This window comes from Pseudomonas sp. BF-B-30, from assembly GCF_019956305.1.
GTDB classification, from domain to species: domain Bacteria; phylum Pseudomonadota; class Gammaproteobacteria; order Pseudomonadales; family Pseudomonadaceae; genus Aquipseudomonas; species Aquipseudomonas jessenii.
On the sequence record NZ_JAHBDG010000038.1, the window covers coordinates 12,176 to 26,446 of the forward strand.

Sequence of the window (14,271 nt, forward strand, 5' to 3'; positions counted from 1 at the left end):
CCTCCATTAGGTTATCGATGAGAAAAAGTAGGATCCTGCGTCACCAGGGCTGCCTGGCCCGCCGCCGGTTTCACCCACGTCAGGTAAGCCAGCACCAGCAACACGATCCAGACCACGCCGACGATCAGCGCTGCCTGGGTGTCCGGGAAATAGCCCAGCACGCCGAAAATGAACAGCATGAAGGCAATCGCCGCCGCCGGTGCATAAGGCCAGAGCGGTACCGGAAACTTCAGTTGTGCAACCTGCTCGGCGCTCATGGACCGGCGCATGGCCACTTGGGTCACCAGAATCATCAGCCAGACCCACACGGTGGCAAAGGTCGCGACGGAAGCGATCAGCAGGAACACGTTTTCCGGGATCAGGTAGTTCAGCAGCACGCCCAGCAACAACGCGGCACTCATCACCACGACCGTCATCCATGGCACGCCATTGCGCGACAGGCGCGCGAAGCCTTTGGGTGCATGCCCTTGCTGGGCCAGACCGAACATCATGCGGCCAGCGCCGAAGATGTCACTGTTGATCGCCGAAATCGCCGCCGTGATCACCACGATGTTGAGGATGGTGGCCGCCGAGCTGATCCCCAGCTTGTCGAAAATCTGCACGAACGGGCTGCCCTGGCTGCCGATCTGCTGCCATGGAAAGATCGACATCAGCACCAGCATCGTCAGCACATAGAACAGCAGGATCCGCAACGGTACAGCATTGATCGCCCGGGGCAGCACGTGCTGCGGGTCTTTGGCTTCACCTGCCGTTACGCCGATGATCTCAATACCGCCAAACGCAAACATCACCACCGCGAACGAAGCGATCAGACCGCCCATGCCATTGGGCATGAAGCCGCCGTGGCTCCAGAGGTTGCTGATGTCGGTCGCTTGGCCGGGGGCCGAGCTGATGCCGAACCACATGATGCCGAAACCACCCAGGATCATCGCGACGATGGCGGCGACCTTGAGCAGCGACAACCAGAACTCCATTTCACCGAAGACTTTGACGTTGCACAGGTTCAGGCCGCCAACGATGGAAACGACACCCAGCACCCAGATCCAGCGGGAAACCTCCGGAAACCAGAAGCCCATGTAGATACCGAATGCAGTGACATCGGCCATGCCGACGATGACCATTTCGAATGCGTAGGTCCAACCGAGGATGAAGCCCGCCATCGGCCCCAGGTAGGTGCTGGCGTACTGGCCGAAAGAGCCGGCCACCGGGTTGTGCACCGCCATCTCACCGAGGGCGCGCATGACCATGAACACCGCCGCGCCACCGATCAGGTAAGCGAGCAGTACCGCAGGACCGGCCATTTGAATGGCCGAGGCAGATCCATAAAACAGCCCGGTGCCGATTGCCGACCCCAGCGCCATGAAGCGAATATGTCGGGCAGAGAGCCCGCGTTTCAAACCTTTTTCTGGCTGTTGCATTTCTCGTCCCTAATTATTGTTATCCGACGCAAAATCGAATCGCTGGCAAGCCAGCTCCTACAGGTTCAACGCAATCCATGTGGGAGCGGGCTTGCTCGCGAAGGGGCAATTACAGGCTAGGCAGCAACTTCGCCGAAACCAGCTCGTTCAGGCAACGGGAAGCCAGCAACTCGCTCGCAGCGTTGATATCCGGTGCAAAGAAGCGGTCCTTCTCATAGAACGGCACTTCGTTACGCAGAATGGCACGGGCTTTTTCCAGTTTTGGCGAAGTCTTCAGACCATTGCGCAGGTCCAGGCCCTGGGCTGCCGCCAGCCATTCCACCGCGAGAATCCCACGGGTGTTCTCGGCCATTTCCCACAGGCGCTTGCCAGCCGCCGGAGCCATCGATACGTGGTCTTCCTGGTTGGCAGAAGTCGGCAGGCTGTCCACCGAATGCGGATGGGACAACGCCTTGTTCTCGCTGGCCAATGCCGCTGCAGTCACCTGGGCGATCATGAAGCCGGAGTTCACACCGCCGTTGGCCACCAGGAACGGCGGCAGTTGCGACATGTGCTTGTCCATCATCAGCGAGATACGGCGCTCGCTCAGGGAACCGATTTCAGCGATGGCCAATGCCATGTTGTCAGCGGCCATGGCCACCGGCTCGGCGTGGAAGTTGCCACCGGAGATCACGTCACCTTCAGCGGCGAAAACCAACGGGTTGTCGGAAACGGCGTTGGATTCGATCGCCAGTACTTCGGCCGCTTGACGGAACTGGGTCAGGCAGGCACCCATGACTTGTGGCTGGCAACGCAGGGAGTACGGGTCTTGTACCTTCTCGCAGTTTTCATGGGAGTCGGAAACTTCGCTGCGCTCGCCCAGCAGGTCGCGATAAGCGGCGGCGGCGTCGATCTGGCCTTTCTGGCCACGGGCAGCATGGATACGGGCGTCGAACGGCGAACGCGAGCCCAGGACCGCTTCAACGGTCAGGCCGCCCAGTGCCAGGGCACCAGCAAACAGGTCTTCACCTTCGAACAGGCCACGCAGGGCAAATGCGGTGGACACCTGAGTGCCGTTGAGCAGCGCCAGACCTTCTTTCGCAGCCAGAGTCAGCGGGGTCAGACCAGCAACTTTCAGCGCTTCAGTGGCTTCCATCCACTCGCCCTTGTAGCGAGCCTTGCCTTCACCCAGCAGCACCAGCGACATATGGGCCAGAGGCGCCAGGTCACCGGAAGCACCGACCGAGCCTTTCAATGGAATGTGCGGGTAAACCTCGGCATTGATCAGGGCGATCAGCGCGTCGATCACCACACGGCGGATGCCAGAGAAACCACGGCTCAGGCTGTTGACCTTGAGCACCATGATCAGACGCACCAGCTCATCGCTGATCGGCTGGCCGACACCGGCGGCGTGGGACAGCACCAGCGAGCGCTGCAGGTTTTCCAGGTCTTCGCTGGCAATGCGGGTCGAGGCCAGCAGACCGAAACCGGTGTTGATTCCGTAGGCGGTGCGGTTCTCGGCGAGGATCTGTTCCACGCAGGCAACGCTGGCTTCGATCTGGGCCGAGGCGCTGTTGTCGAGGGTCAGTTTCACCGGCTGCTGATAGACGTCACGCAGTTGGGCGAGGGTCAGTTGGCCGGGAATCAGGTTTAGCGCAGTCATTTTTTTGCTCCTTTTGAGAGTTGTTATTAACTCACCAGACGCTCCGGAGATGTCCGTTGTCCGTCGCGTCTACCTTTTAGGGAGCCGCGCCTTGGCACGCTGGTGTTGTTGAAATCAGTTCAGGTCTGGAAAAGCGTTGTGCAGCAAAATCGGGTCTTTCAATACCGCGGCAGCGGCGGCAATGTCTGGTGCCAGCCAGCGGTCCTGGTCGTAGGCAGGCACTCGCTCACGCAGCAGACGCCAAGCGGTATCGGTGCCCGCACCAAAGCGTTGTTCCTTCAAGAATTCAAACGCCTGGGCCGCCAGCAAATACTCGATGGCGAGGATCTGCGTGCAGTTTTCCAAGGCGCGATGCAGCTTCAGCGCAGCGTTGGTGCCCAGGCTCAGGTGATCTTCCTGAAGTCCGGAAGTGACGTAATTGTCGAGGACTGCCGGTTGCGCCAATTGACGGTTCTCCGCGCACAGCGAAGCGGCCACGTATTGCACGATCATCATCCCGGAGTTCACACCCGGGTTGGCCACCAGGAAAGCCGGCAGGCCGCTGACGTGCGGGTTGATCAAACGGTCCAGACGACGCTCGGCGATGGAGCCGATTTCCGCCATGGCGATCGCCAGCAGGTCCGCCGCCATTGCCACGGACTGGCCATGAGGGTTGGCCTGGGACACCACCCGGTAATTGTCCGCGGTACCCAGCACCAGCGGGTTGTCGGTGGCGCCGTTGAGCTCGGTTTCGATCTGTTTGATCGCGTGCACCAGTTGATCGCGCGCAGCACCGTGCACCTGCGGGATCGAGCGAATGCTCAGGGCATCCTGGGTGCGAATGCCTTTGCTCTGGGCGATCACTTCGCTGCCGTCGAGCAAGGCCCGAAGGTTGATCCCGACCTGTTGCATGCCCGGGTGCGGCTTGAGCGCGATGATCTCCGCGTCGAACGCATCGATCTGCCCGCGCTGGGCTTCGAAGCTCATGGCGCCGATTACGTCGGCCCATTCCAGCAGGCGCGTGGCATCGGCAATCGCCAGGCAGCTCAGGCCGCTCATGCACGGCGTACCGTTGACCAGGCACAAACCGTCCTTGGCACCGAGCTTGACCGGTTGCAGACCTTCTTCGGCCAGCGCTTGCTGCGCGGAAACGATCTGCCCGCGATAGCTGACATTGCCCACGCCCAGCAGCGCGATGCCGATGTGCGCCATGTGAGTCAGGTAACCCACGGACCCCTGGGACGGCACCTGCGGGGTGATGCCCCGGTTGAGCAGCGCCAGCAGCGCTTCGACGACCTGACGGTGCAGGCCGGATTTGCCGTGGCTGTAGTTGACGATGGCCGCGCACATGATCGAGCGGGTCTGCTCGTCGGTCAGCGGTGCACCCACGCCGCAAGCGTGGCTGAGCAAGGTGTTGCGCGACAACTGGCTGAGTTGTTCGTCCTGCAGCGAAACGTTGCACAGCGCGCCCAGGCCGGTGTTGATGCCGTAGGCACGTTCGCCGCTGGTGACGATGCGCTGGACGATGGCCTGTGCGTTTTCGATGCGCGCCCAGATCGGTGCCGACAGTTCAAGCTGTGCGCCATGACGAGCAACGGCGACCACATCCTGCCAACTGACCTGCGACTCGGTGATAACGATTTTTTCAGCCTGGGACATCATTAACCTCGTGCGTACAACCTGAATGTTGATGCAGCTCTACCGCCGCCTTCGCGAGCAAGCCCGCTCCCACATTGGAACGCGATCAACTGTGGGAGCGGGCTTGCTCGCGAAGAGGCCCGCCAATTCACTGCAAATCTCGTTAAACCACCGCCGCCCGACGCTGCACAAAGCGGTCGACATACTCATCCGCCGGCGAATGCAGGATCTCCCTTGGCGTGCCGACCTGGATCAGGCGGCCGTCCTTGAGAATCGCGATGCGGTTGCCGATGCGCACGGCCTCGTCGAGGTCGTGGGTGATGAAGACGATGGTCTTGTGCAGGGTCTTTTGCAGTTCCAGCAACTGGTCCTGCATCTCCGCGCGGATCAGCGGGTCGAGGGCGCTGAACGCTTCGTCCATCAGGATGATGTCAGTGTCCGCCGCCAGGGCGCGGGCCAGGCCCACACGCTGACGCATGCCGCCGGATAGCTGGTGCGGGTATTTGTTTTCGTAGCCCTTGAGGCCCACGGTGTTGATCCAGTGCAGCGCACGCTCAGCGCACATGGCTTTGCTTTCGCCACGGATTTTCAAGCCGTAGGCGACGTTGTCCAGCACGCTCTTGTGCGGCAACAGGCCAAAGCTCTGGAACACCATGCTGATCTTGCGCCGACGAAATTCGCGCAGGGCTTCCATGTCGTATTGCAGGATGTCCACGCCGTCCACCAGGATCGCGCCGCTGGTCGGGTCGATCAGGCGGTTGAAGTGGCGCACCAGGGTCGACTTGCCTGAGCCCGACAGGCCCATGATCACGAAGATCTCGCCGCTGCCGATGCTCAGCGACAGGTCGTTCACGCCGACCACGCAGCCGGTTTCGGCCAGAACCTGGTCCTTGGTCTTGCCCTGGCCGATCATGGCCAGCGCATCCTTGGAACGGTTGCCGAAAATCTTGAAGACGTTCTTGACTTCGATCTTGCTCACGGTTGCGTTGTTCATTTGCTCACCTCATGCCGTGCGCGACCATACGCCTGTGTAATGCGGTCGATCACCACAGCCAGAATCACGATCGCCAGACCGGCTTCAAGGCCACGCCCGACGTTGAGGGTCTGAATCCCCACCAGCACGTCTTCACCCAGGCCACGGGCACCGATCATCGAGGCGATCACCACCATCGACAGGGCCATCATGGTGGTCTGGTTGATCCCGGCCATGATGCTCGGCAGGGCCAGTGGCAGTTGCACGCCGAACAGTTGCTGCCAGCGGTTGGCACCGAAGGCGTTGATCGCTTCCATCACTTCGCCGTCGACTTGGCGAATGCCCAGATCGGTCAGACGGATCAGTGGTGGTGCGGCGTAGATCACCGTGGCGAAAATCGCCGGGACCTTGCCCAGGCCGAACAGCATCAGAACCGGGATCAGGTACACGAAGCTCGGCATGGTCTGCATGATGTCCAGCAACGGCATCAGCACCGAACGCAGTCGATTGCTGCGCGCCGAGAGGATGCCCAACGGGATGCCGATCAGCACCGAAATGACCGTGGCCACCATCATCAGCGCCAGGGTCTGCATCAGCTTGTCCCAGAGGCCGACCGCGCCCACCAGGAACAGCAAACCAACGATGACGGCGGTGGTCACAACCTTGCGGGTCGCGTGCCAGGCCACACCGGCCACGATCGCCAGCATCAGCCACCAGGGTGCAGCACGCAGCAGGCCTTCAAGATTGACGATGGCCCACAGCAAGGTGTCGGAGATGCTGCGGAAAACGTCGCCGTAGTTGGTAACCAGCGAATCGACCCAACCGTTGACCCAGTCGGCGATGGAAAAGGTAAAGCTTTCGGGAAACATAAGAGACTCTCAATCAAGGGGTTGCGATCAAGCGTCCGACTGCCGTTGCCGACAGCCGGAGAAGCCCAACCTACAAGGCCGCGTCGATTTTCTTGGCTGCGTCTTCGCTCACCCATGCGTGCCAGACTTCAGGATGTTCCTTCAGGAAGATCTTGGCCAGTTTTGGTGATTCGATCCGCTCTTTGGTCATGCGCCCAAGGTTCTGGTTCAGCAGGTCGATTGGCACGTTGACCTTTTCCAGCACGGCCACCAGTTCAGGCGCTTCGTCGTGGAACGTCTTGGACAAGCCGACCTTGATGGTCACTGTCTTGTTCACGCCTGGTTTCTCTTCGAGTTTCACCGCGTCGATCTGGCCCATCAAAGGCGTTGGCGACCAGTAGTAGAACAGGATCGGCTCGCCACGCTTGTAGCTCGACAGCACAGCGGCATCCAGCGCCGGGCCGGTACCTGGGCGGAAGTTGGTGTAGGTGCTTTCCAGGCCGTAGCTTTTCAGCATTTCGCTGTTGTCCAGCTCACAGGTCCAGCCGGCCGGGCAGTTGTAGAAACGGCCCTTGGAAGGCTCTTCGGCGTCCTTGAACACCGCCGAGTATTTGCCCAGGTCAGCAATGTTTTTCAGGTCCGGAGCCTTGGCTTCCAGCTTACGCTTGGCGTCGCCTTCGATCACGTAGCGCGGCACGTACCAGCCTTCGATTGCGCCAACAACCGGGGCGCCGACACCGACGACTTTGCCGGCCTTCTCGGCCTTGTTCCAGACTTCGCTGCGGCCGACCCACTCTTCGGCAAACACTTGAATGTCGTTGCTGCTCAGGGCGTTTTCCATGGTGATGGAGTTGCCCGGCAGGCTGTCGGTCTTGCAGTCGTAGCCTTTCTCCAGCACGACTTGCATCACGTCGGTCAGCAGCATGGCGCTTTCCCAGTTCAAACCGGCGAACTTCACCGGTTTGCCCGACTCGCACCAACCCGCCGCCTGAGTGGCGCCAGCGCTGGCCAGCAGGCCCATGGAAAGCAATGCGGTCAGCAGGGTCTTGTTCGATTTCATTGTTATGACGCTCCTAATCATGAATTGGCTTACGGCAGTCAAGAGGCATCCAGCCCTGTCCACGTCCAATCAGGCCTGCGCCGCAGCGCGACCGACATTCAGCTTTTGTTCGGTGATCGCGCCCTGCTCGACCGGCAGGATCAAACGATCAGGCACTGTGCCGTGCCATTTTTTTGCACACAGGTAATACAGGGCGGCGGGAAGCACCAGGCCGATGACCCAGGAAATATCCACATCACCCAGGGCCGCCACCAGCGGACCGGTATAGAACTTAGTGGAGATGAACGGCAGCTGCACCAGCACACCGAACACATAGACGCTGATACCGAGGAGGTTCCAACGACCGTAGCGACCATTCGGATCGGCCAGAGCCGGTACGTCATAGCGCTCGCGAGTGATGCAGTAGTAGTCCACCAGATTGATCGCGCTCCAGGGGGTAAAGAACGCTAGCAAGAACAGGATGAAAGACTTGAACGCGCCGAGGAACGAGTGCTGACCGAGCAACGCCATCAGGGTCGCAGCACCGACGATGACCAGCACGAAGACCAGACGCTGCAAGTGCGTCACCTTCAGGTCGCCACGGAAACCGCTGATGATGGTCGCAATGCACATGAAGCTACCGTAGGAGTTCAGCGTGGAGATGGTGACCTTGCCGAACGCGATGCTGAAGTACAGCAGCGCAGCAGTGGCACCGGTACCGCCCAGACCAACGATGTAGGCCACTTCGTGACCGGCGAATTGCCCGTTGGCCGAAGCGGCAGCGAACACGCCGAGGACCATCGCCACCTGTGCGCCAATGACCGAACCCGCACCTGCGGCGAAAAAGGTCTTCACCGAGGAAATATTGCTCGGCAGGTAGCGTGAGTAGTCAGCCACGTAAGGGCCGAACGCGATCTGCCAGGACGCCGCGAGCGACACCGCCAGCAGGAAGCTGCTCCAGCTGAAGTGACGGATTTGCAGGAGAGCGCCGACGTCGGTCTGGCTCATCAGGCGCCAGAACAGATAAACGAAGGCAATCACACCGATGACGCTGGCAACACGGCCGATCCAATGGATCACCCGATAACCGAGCACCGTGACCAGCACGATGACACTGGCAAAAATGAGGATACCGACGCTGTCGCTGACGCCAAACAACTGGCCCAGCGCCTGGCCGGATAACACGGTTCCCGTTGCGGTGAAGCCCAGGTACATCAAGCAGACCAGCACGATCGGGATGGCCGCGCCGTACACGCCGAACTGTACCCGGCTGGAAATCATCTGCGGCAGGCCAAGCTTGGGGCCTTGCGCCGCATGCAGCGCCATCACGCCACCACCCAGTAATTGACCGATCAACAGACCGATCAACGACCAGAACACATCACCGCCAAGGACCACGGCCAATGCGCCGGTGACAATCGCGGTGATTTGCAGGTTGGCACCCATCCACAGGGTGAACTGGCTAAACAGACGACCGTGTCTTTCCGCTTCCGGGATGTAGTCGATCGAACGCTTCTCGATCAACGGTTTGTTGCCTGCACGTTCGCTGTTAACAGCCATGGTTCAACCTCTGTGGATTGTTCTAATAGTTCACTGAGCGTCGTTGTGATCTGCTTTTCTGTGGGAGCGAGCTTGCTCGCGATAGCAATCTGTCAGCCAGCACAAGTGTTGAATGTGCCGGCCTCATCGCGAGCAAGCTCGCTCCCACATAAAGCCGTACAGCGTTACTTGCCGGTAATCATCGGCAGGTTCAGCCCTTGTTCCTTGGCGCAGTCGATGGCGATCTGGTAACCGGCATCGGCGTGACGCATGACACCGGTGGCCGGGTCGTTGTGCAGAACGCGAGCAATACGCTCGGCTGCTTCATCGGTACCGTCGCAGACAATCACCATGCCCGAGTGCTGGGAGAAGCCCATACCGACGCCGCCGCCGTGGTGCAGGGACACCCAGGTCGCGCCGCTCGCGGTGTTGAGCAGAGCGTTGAGCAGTGGCCAGTCGGACACGGCGTCGGAACCGTCCTGCATCGATTCGGTTTCACGGTTCGGGCTCGATACCGAACCGGAGTCCAGGTGGTCGCGACCGATCACGATTGGTGCGGACAACTCGCCGCTGCGCACCATTTCGTTGAACGCCAGACCCAGCTTGGCACGCAGGCCCAGGCCAACCCAGCAGATACGTGCCGGCAGACCCTGGAAGCTGATGCGCTCGCGGGCCATGTCCAGCCAGTTGTGCAGGTGGGCGTCGTCCGGGATCAGTTCCTTGACCTTGGCGTCGGTCTTGTAGATGTCTTCAGCGTTGCCCGACAGTGCCGCCCAACGGAACGGGCCGATACCACGGCAGAACAGCGGACGGATGTAGGCCGGTACGAAGCCCGGGAAGTCGAATGCGTTTTCCACGCCTTCTTCTTGCGCCATCTGACGGATGTTGTTGCCGTAGTCGAAGGTCGGGATGCCTTGCTTCTGGAAGTCGAGCATCGCTTTAACGTGCACGGCCATCGATTGCTTGGCGGCTTTGATCACGGCGGCAGGTTCGGTCTTGGCGCGAGCGCGGTATTCGTCCCAGGTCCAGCCGGCTGGCAGGTAGCCATTGAGCGGGTCGTGGGCGCTGGTCTGGTCGGTGACCATGTCCGGACGCACACCGCGCTTGACCAGTTCAGGCAGGATTTCAGCGGCGTTGCCCAGCAGAGCGATGGAAATCGCCTTGCCTTCTTTGGTGTATTTGGCGATGCGGGCCAGTGCGTCGTCGAGGTCTTTGGCTTGCTCGTCGACGTAGCGGCTTTTCAGGCGGAAATCGATGCTGACTTGCTGGCATTCGATGTTCAGCGAGCAAGCGCCGGCCAGGGTTGCAGCCAGAGGCTGGGCGCCACCCATGCCGCCCAGACCTGCGGTCAGGACCCAACGACCTTTGAGGTCATCGTTGTAGTGTTGGCGACCGGCTTCGACGAAAGTTTCGTAGGTGCCCTGGACGATGCCCTGGCTGCCGATGTAGATCCAGCTGCCGGCGGTCATCTGGCCGTACATGGCCAGGCCTTTGGCGTCCAGTTCGTTGAAGTGTTCCCAGCTCGCCCAGTGAGGAACCAGGTTGGAGTTGGCGATCAGTACGCGCGGGGCGTTGCTGTGGGTCTTGAACACGCCGACCGGCTTGCCGGATTGCACCAGCAGGGTCTCGTCGTCGTTCAAGTTGGTCAGGCTTTCGACGATCTTGTCGTAGCATTCCCAGTTACGTGCAGCGCGACCGATACCACCGTAAACCACCAGTTCTTTAGGGTTCTCGGCGACTTCCGGGTCGAGGTTGTTCATCAGCATGCGCAGCGGCGCTTCAGTCAGCCAGCTCTTGGCGGTCAGCTTGTTACCGCGTGCGGCACGGATTTCGACGTCGCGAAACTTGGTACGTTTATTCTCGGTCACGAAAAGAACTCCTCAGCAATCAATCCAAACCAACCCAGGCAGTGGGCGAGCAAGCCAATGGGCATCAGTGCACACCGGCGAATCAGTGGACGATGGTTGAGTCTTCGTGACTCATACACATACGTCTTTACTTGTACATACAAGCATATGCAATCAAGCGGCCAACTTGCTGGATGAGCATTCAAGAAAAATTCGGAAACAGCTGGAGAGCCCTTGGAACAAGGGTTTTGGCGTAGATGAAATTTTTCGAGAGGATTTTTTGGAGGATAGGCGGGTTGTTACTTGAGCGTGGTCTTGCGCCACACTGGGGCGTTCGGTAACAAGTTGGTGCGCGGACGGAAACGGTCTGAGGGGTAGCACAACATCGCGGGCAAACATGGCCCCCTGTAGGAGCCGAGCTTGCTCGCGATGGTCGTGAAGGATAACGCGTAGAACCAGATGCCCAGCGGCGAATTCGGGTTATTCGCGAGCGAGCTCGCTCCTACAGGGATGGTGTATCAGCGTGCGATGAGTTCGATCACGCAGCAAGCGCCATTGCTGGAGACTTCCAGCAATCCGGTGTTACCGACCAGTTGCAGGCAATCGTGGCGACCCAGTTGCGAAGCGCTGGTACCGACCTTTACTTCAAGCGCATCGCTGATGCTGAAGACCAGCACAGTCCCCGCCTCACTGAAAAACCGCTGCTCGCCCGACAACCACTGCAACCGCGCGGCGTAACGCTGCGGTGCGTAAATGAGGTTGAAATCGCGAATCGCACCGCCGAGCAATGTGCAGGAAACCTTGCTTTCACCGCTGAAGGCAAACGGGTCCAGCGGCAACAGTGGCCGAGTATCCTGGCCATCCACCGTCAGGCTCATGCCGTCACCCTGCAAAACAGTGATCACTCGCTCGTAACCGGCGAAGGTGGAAAACCCGCCCGATTCACCGATGTCGGCAATCGACAGGCGCCACCCAAACCCGTCCAGGCCGGTGCCGGCATCGCGGGTGATTTCTTCGGTACTGCCGCCGCCGTTCTTCCACGGCATGCGCGGGTAATCCTTGGCGCGTAAAACTTTCAGCTCATTCATTTATGGAACCGACCTTCCAGACGATGACGGGAACCGGGGTGGATCAAGCGAGCGGCGGTCACCGGCTGACGGCCGGACCAGGTGCGGCGACGGATCAGCAGGCACGGCTCGCCTTTTTCAATCTGCAGCAATTTGCATTCGGACGACTCGGCCAGGATCGCCTCGACCACGTGCTCGCCTTCGGTCAGCGGCGCGACCTGGTTCAGGTAGGCGTAGGGCGTTTGCAGGGTGAAATCCTGCTTGAGGTAGTCCGGCGCCACCAGCGCATTGACGAAACGGTCTTCGATTTGCACCGGAATATCGTTTTCGAAATGCACGATCAGCGAGTGGAACACCTTCTGCCCTTCGCGCATGTCCAGGGCCAGGGCGCGCTCGGAGCCGGCGGCCTCTTCTTCAAGGGTGATGACCTTGCAGGTGTGGCGATGACCGCGAGAGGCGATTTCGTCGGCGATGTTGTGCACCTCGAACAGTGCAGACTGGCTTTTCGGCTCGGCGACGAACGTGCCGACGCCTTGCATGCGCACCAGCAGGCCATCGGCGGTCATCTCGCGCAGGGCGCGGTTGATGGTCATGCGACTGAAGCCAAGCTGGCTGACCAGCTCGCTTTCCGACGGAACGCGGTAGTGCGGCGGCCAGTTTCCACTGTCGATTTGCTGGGTGATCATTTGTTTGACGCGGGCGTACAAGGGCGCCGGACTGTCGCCCATGTTCGCGGCCAACGGAGAGACTGGAGGCGGAGTCGGCACGGTTAATCCTTGTTCGTTGAAAAGAGATTGCTAGCTTGCCGGAGTTTACCGGGCAGGCAAACGTCTGTATATGTATATACAAATAACACACGATGGGGTGCTGAACCATGTCCGCCTTCTTTGCCGAACGCGCGCTGCTGCCTAGTGGATGGGCCAACAATGTACGTCTTGAGGTCAGCGCCGACGGCGTTTTGACCCATATCCAGGCCGATTCCCATGCAGATGGCGCCGAGCGGTTGAGCGGTCCGCTGCTGCCTGGCATGCCGAACCTGCACTCCCACGCCTTCCAGCGGGCCATGGCCGGGCTGGCGGAAGTGGCGGGAAATCCGAACGACAGTTTCTGGACCTGGCGCGACCTGATGTATCGCCTCGTCGGAAAAATCAGCCCGGAACAACTCGGCGTCATCGCCCGTCAGCTGTACATCGAAATGCTCAAGGCCGGTTACACATCGGTGGCGGAATTTCATTACGTACACCATGACATCAGTGGCCAGCCTTACGCGGACCCGGCCGAACTGGCCCTGCGTATCAGCCAGGCCGCAGGTTCCGCGGGTATCGGTTTGACCCTGCTGCCGGTGCTCTACAGCCACTCCGGTTTCGGCGGCCAGACTCCGAACGAAGGTCAGCGTCGCTTCATCAACAGCACCGAAAATTACCTCAAGCTGCAATCGCGCCTGCAACCGCTCCTGGCGCAGCAGCCGGCGCAGGCCCTGGGCCTGTGTTTTCACTCGCTGCGCGCGGTCACGCCGCAACAGATCAGCGAAGTGCTGGCCGCCAGCGACAAACAATGCCCGGTGCACATCCACATTGCCGAGCAGCAGAAAGAAGTCGACGACTGCCTGACCTGGAGCGGTCGTCGTCCGCTGCAATGGCTGTACGAAAACGTCGAAGTCGACCAGCGCTGGTGCCTGGTCCACGCGACCCACGCCAACCCGGAAGAAGTCACGTCGATGGCCAGGAGTCGCGCCATCGCCGGCCTGTGCCTGACCACCGAAGCCAACCTTGGCGACGGGATTTTCCCGGCGGTGGATTTCCTCGCCCAGGGCGGCCGCATGGGCATCGGTTCCGACAGTCACGTGTCATTGAGCGTGGTGGAAGAATTGCGCTGGCTGGAATACGGCCAGCGTCTGCGTGATCAGCGGCGTAATCGTTTGTACGGCGCGGATCAGCCAATGGTCGGCCGCACGCTGTTTGATGCCGCGCTGGATGGTGGTGCCCAGGCGCTGGGGCAGCCGATTGGCGCTCTGGAAGTCGGTAAGCGCGCCGACTGGCTAGTGCTCGATGGCAACGACCCGTATCTGGCAACGGCCAGCGGCGACGGAATTCTCAACCGCTGGTTGTTTGCCGGCGGCGATCGCCAGGTGCGGGATGTGTTGGTCAATGGCCAGTGGGTAGTGCGTGACGGGCAGCATGCCGACGAGGAAGAAAGCAGTCGCGCCTTCACCCAGGTACTGCGCGAACTCCTGGGCTGACACAAAACAAAAATGTGGGAGCGGGCTTGCTCGCGAAGGCGG

11 protein-coding genes are annotated in these 14,271 nt (G+C 60.5%); 1 reads left to right on the plus strand and 10 read right to left on the minus strand.

All coding sequences use genetic code 11. From position 1 onward, the window contains the following. Positions 1-11: 11 nt before the first annotated feature. From KGB29_RS19495 to hutC, 10 genes are all read right to left on the minus strand, one after another. Positions 12-1,418 carry an amino acid permease gene (locus KGB29_RS19495; RefSeq protein ID WP_102672199.1) on the minus strand — a complete coding sequence of 469 codons (1,407 nt, stop codon included), beginning with the start codon at positions 1,416-1,418 and terminating at the stop codon, positions 12-14. Positions 1,419-1,527: 109 nt separating this feature from the next. Next, entirely contained in the window at positions 1,528-3,060 is a 1,533-nt protein-coding gene (hutH, locus tag KGB29_RS19500; RefSeq protein WP_090452629.1) for a histidine ammonia-lyase, read from the minus strand. Between the two features lie 114 nt (positions 3,061-3,174). Continuing rightward, entirely contained in the window at positions 3,175-4,698 is a 1,524-nt protein-coding gene (gene hutH, locus KGB29_RS19505; RefSeq protein WP_150811985.1) for a histidine ammonia-lyase, read from the minus strand. 142 nt (positions 4,699-4,840) lie between these two features. Then, positions 4,841-5,671 (minus strand): glycine betaine/L-proline ABC transporter ATP-binding protein, encoded by an 831-nt coding sequence (locus tag KGB29_RS19510; RefSeq protein WP_052961897.1) that lies wholly within the window; start codon positions 5,669-5,671, stop codon positions 4,841-4,843. Further along, the gene (locus KGB29_RS19515) at positions 5,668-6,519 is read right to left on the minus strand and encodes an ABC transporter permease (protein WP_008058061.1); all 852 of its coding nucleotides are present in this window, start codon (positions 6,517-6,519) and stop codon (positions 5,668-5,670) included. Before KGB29_RS19515 ends, KGB29_RS19510 begins: the two co-directional genes overlap by 4 nt. 70 nt (positions 6,520-6,589) lie before the next feature. Beyond that, positions 6,590-7,558, minus strand: a complete 969-nt coding sequence (locus KGB29_RS19520) for an ABC transporter substrate-binding protein (RefSeq protein ID WP_057712388.1) — start codon at positions 7,556-7,558, stop codon at positions 6,590-6,592. Positions 7,559-7,627: 69 nt separating this feature from the next. Beyond that, positions 7,628-9,097 (minus strand): purine-cytosine permease family protein, encoded by a 1,470-nt coding sequence (locus KGB29_RS19525; protein WP_057712389.1) that lies wholly within the window; start codon positions 9,095-9,097, stop codon positions 7,628-7,630. Between the two features lie 164 nt (positions 9,098-9,261). Then, a complete protein-coding gene (gene hutU / locus KGB29_RS19530; RefSeq protein ID WP_102672710.1) occupies positions 9,262-10,944 on the minus strand; it encodes a urocanate hydratase in 1,683 nt (560 codons plus the stop codon). 497 nt (positions 10,945-11,441) lie between these two features. Next, positions 11,442-12,011, minus strand: a complete 570-nt coding sequence (locus KGB29_RS19535) for a HutD family protein (RefSeq protein WP_150811987.1) — start codon at positions 12,009-12,011, stop codon at positions 11,442-11,444. Next, complete coding sequence (hutC, locus tag KGB29_RS19540) at positions 12,008-12,718, minus strand: histidine utilization repressor (protein WP_173677901.1); 711 nt, start codon at positions 12,716-12,718, stop codon at positions 12,008-12,010. The genes KGB29_RS19535 and hutC overlap by 4 nt, the downstream gene beginning before the upstream one ends. 146 nt (positions 12,719-12,864) lie before the next feature. On the opposite strand from hutC, the gene KGB29_RS19545 reads away from it, so the two are divergent. Then, complete coding sequence (locus KGB29_RS19545) at positions 12,865-14,229, plus strand: formimidoylglutamate deiminase (RefSeq protein ID WP_154861207.1); 1,365 nt, start codon at positions 12,865-12,867, stop codon at positions 14,227-14,229. Positions 14,230-14,271: the final 42 nt, after the last annotated feature.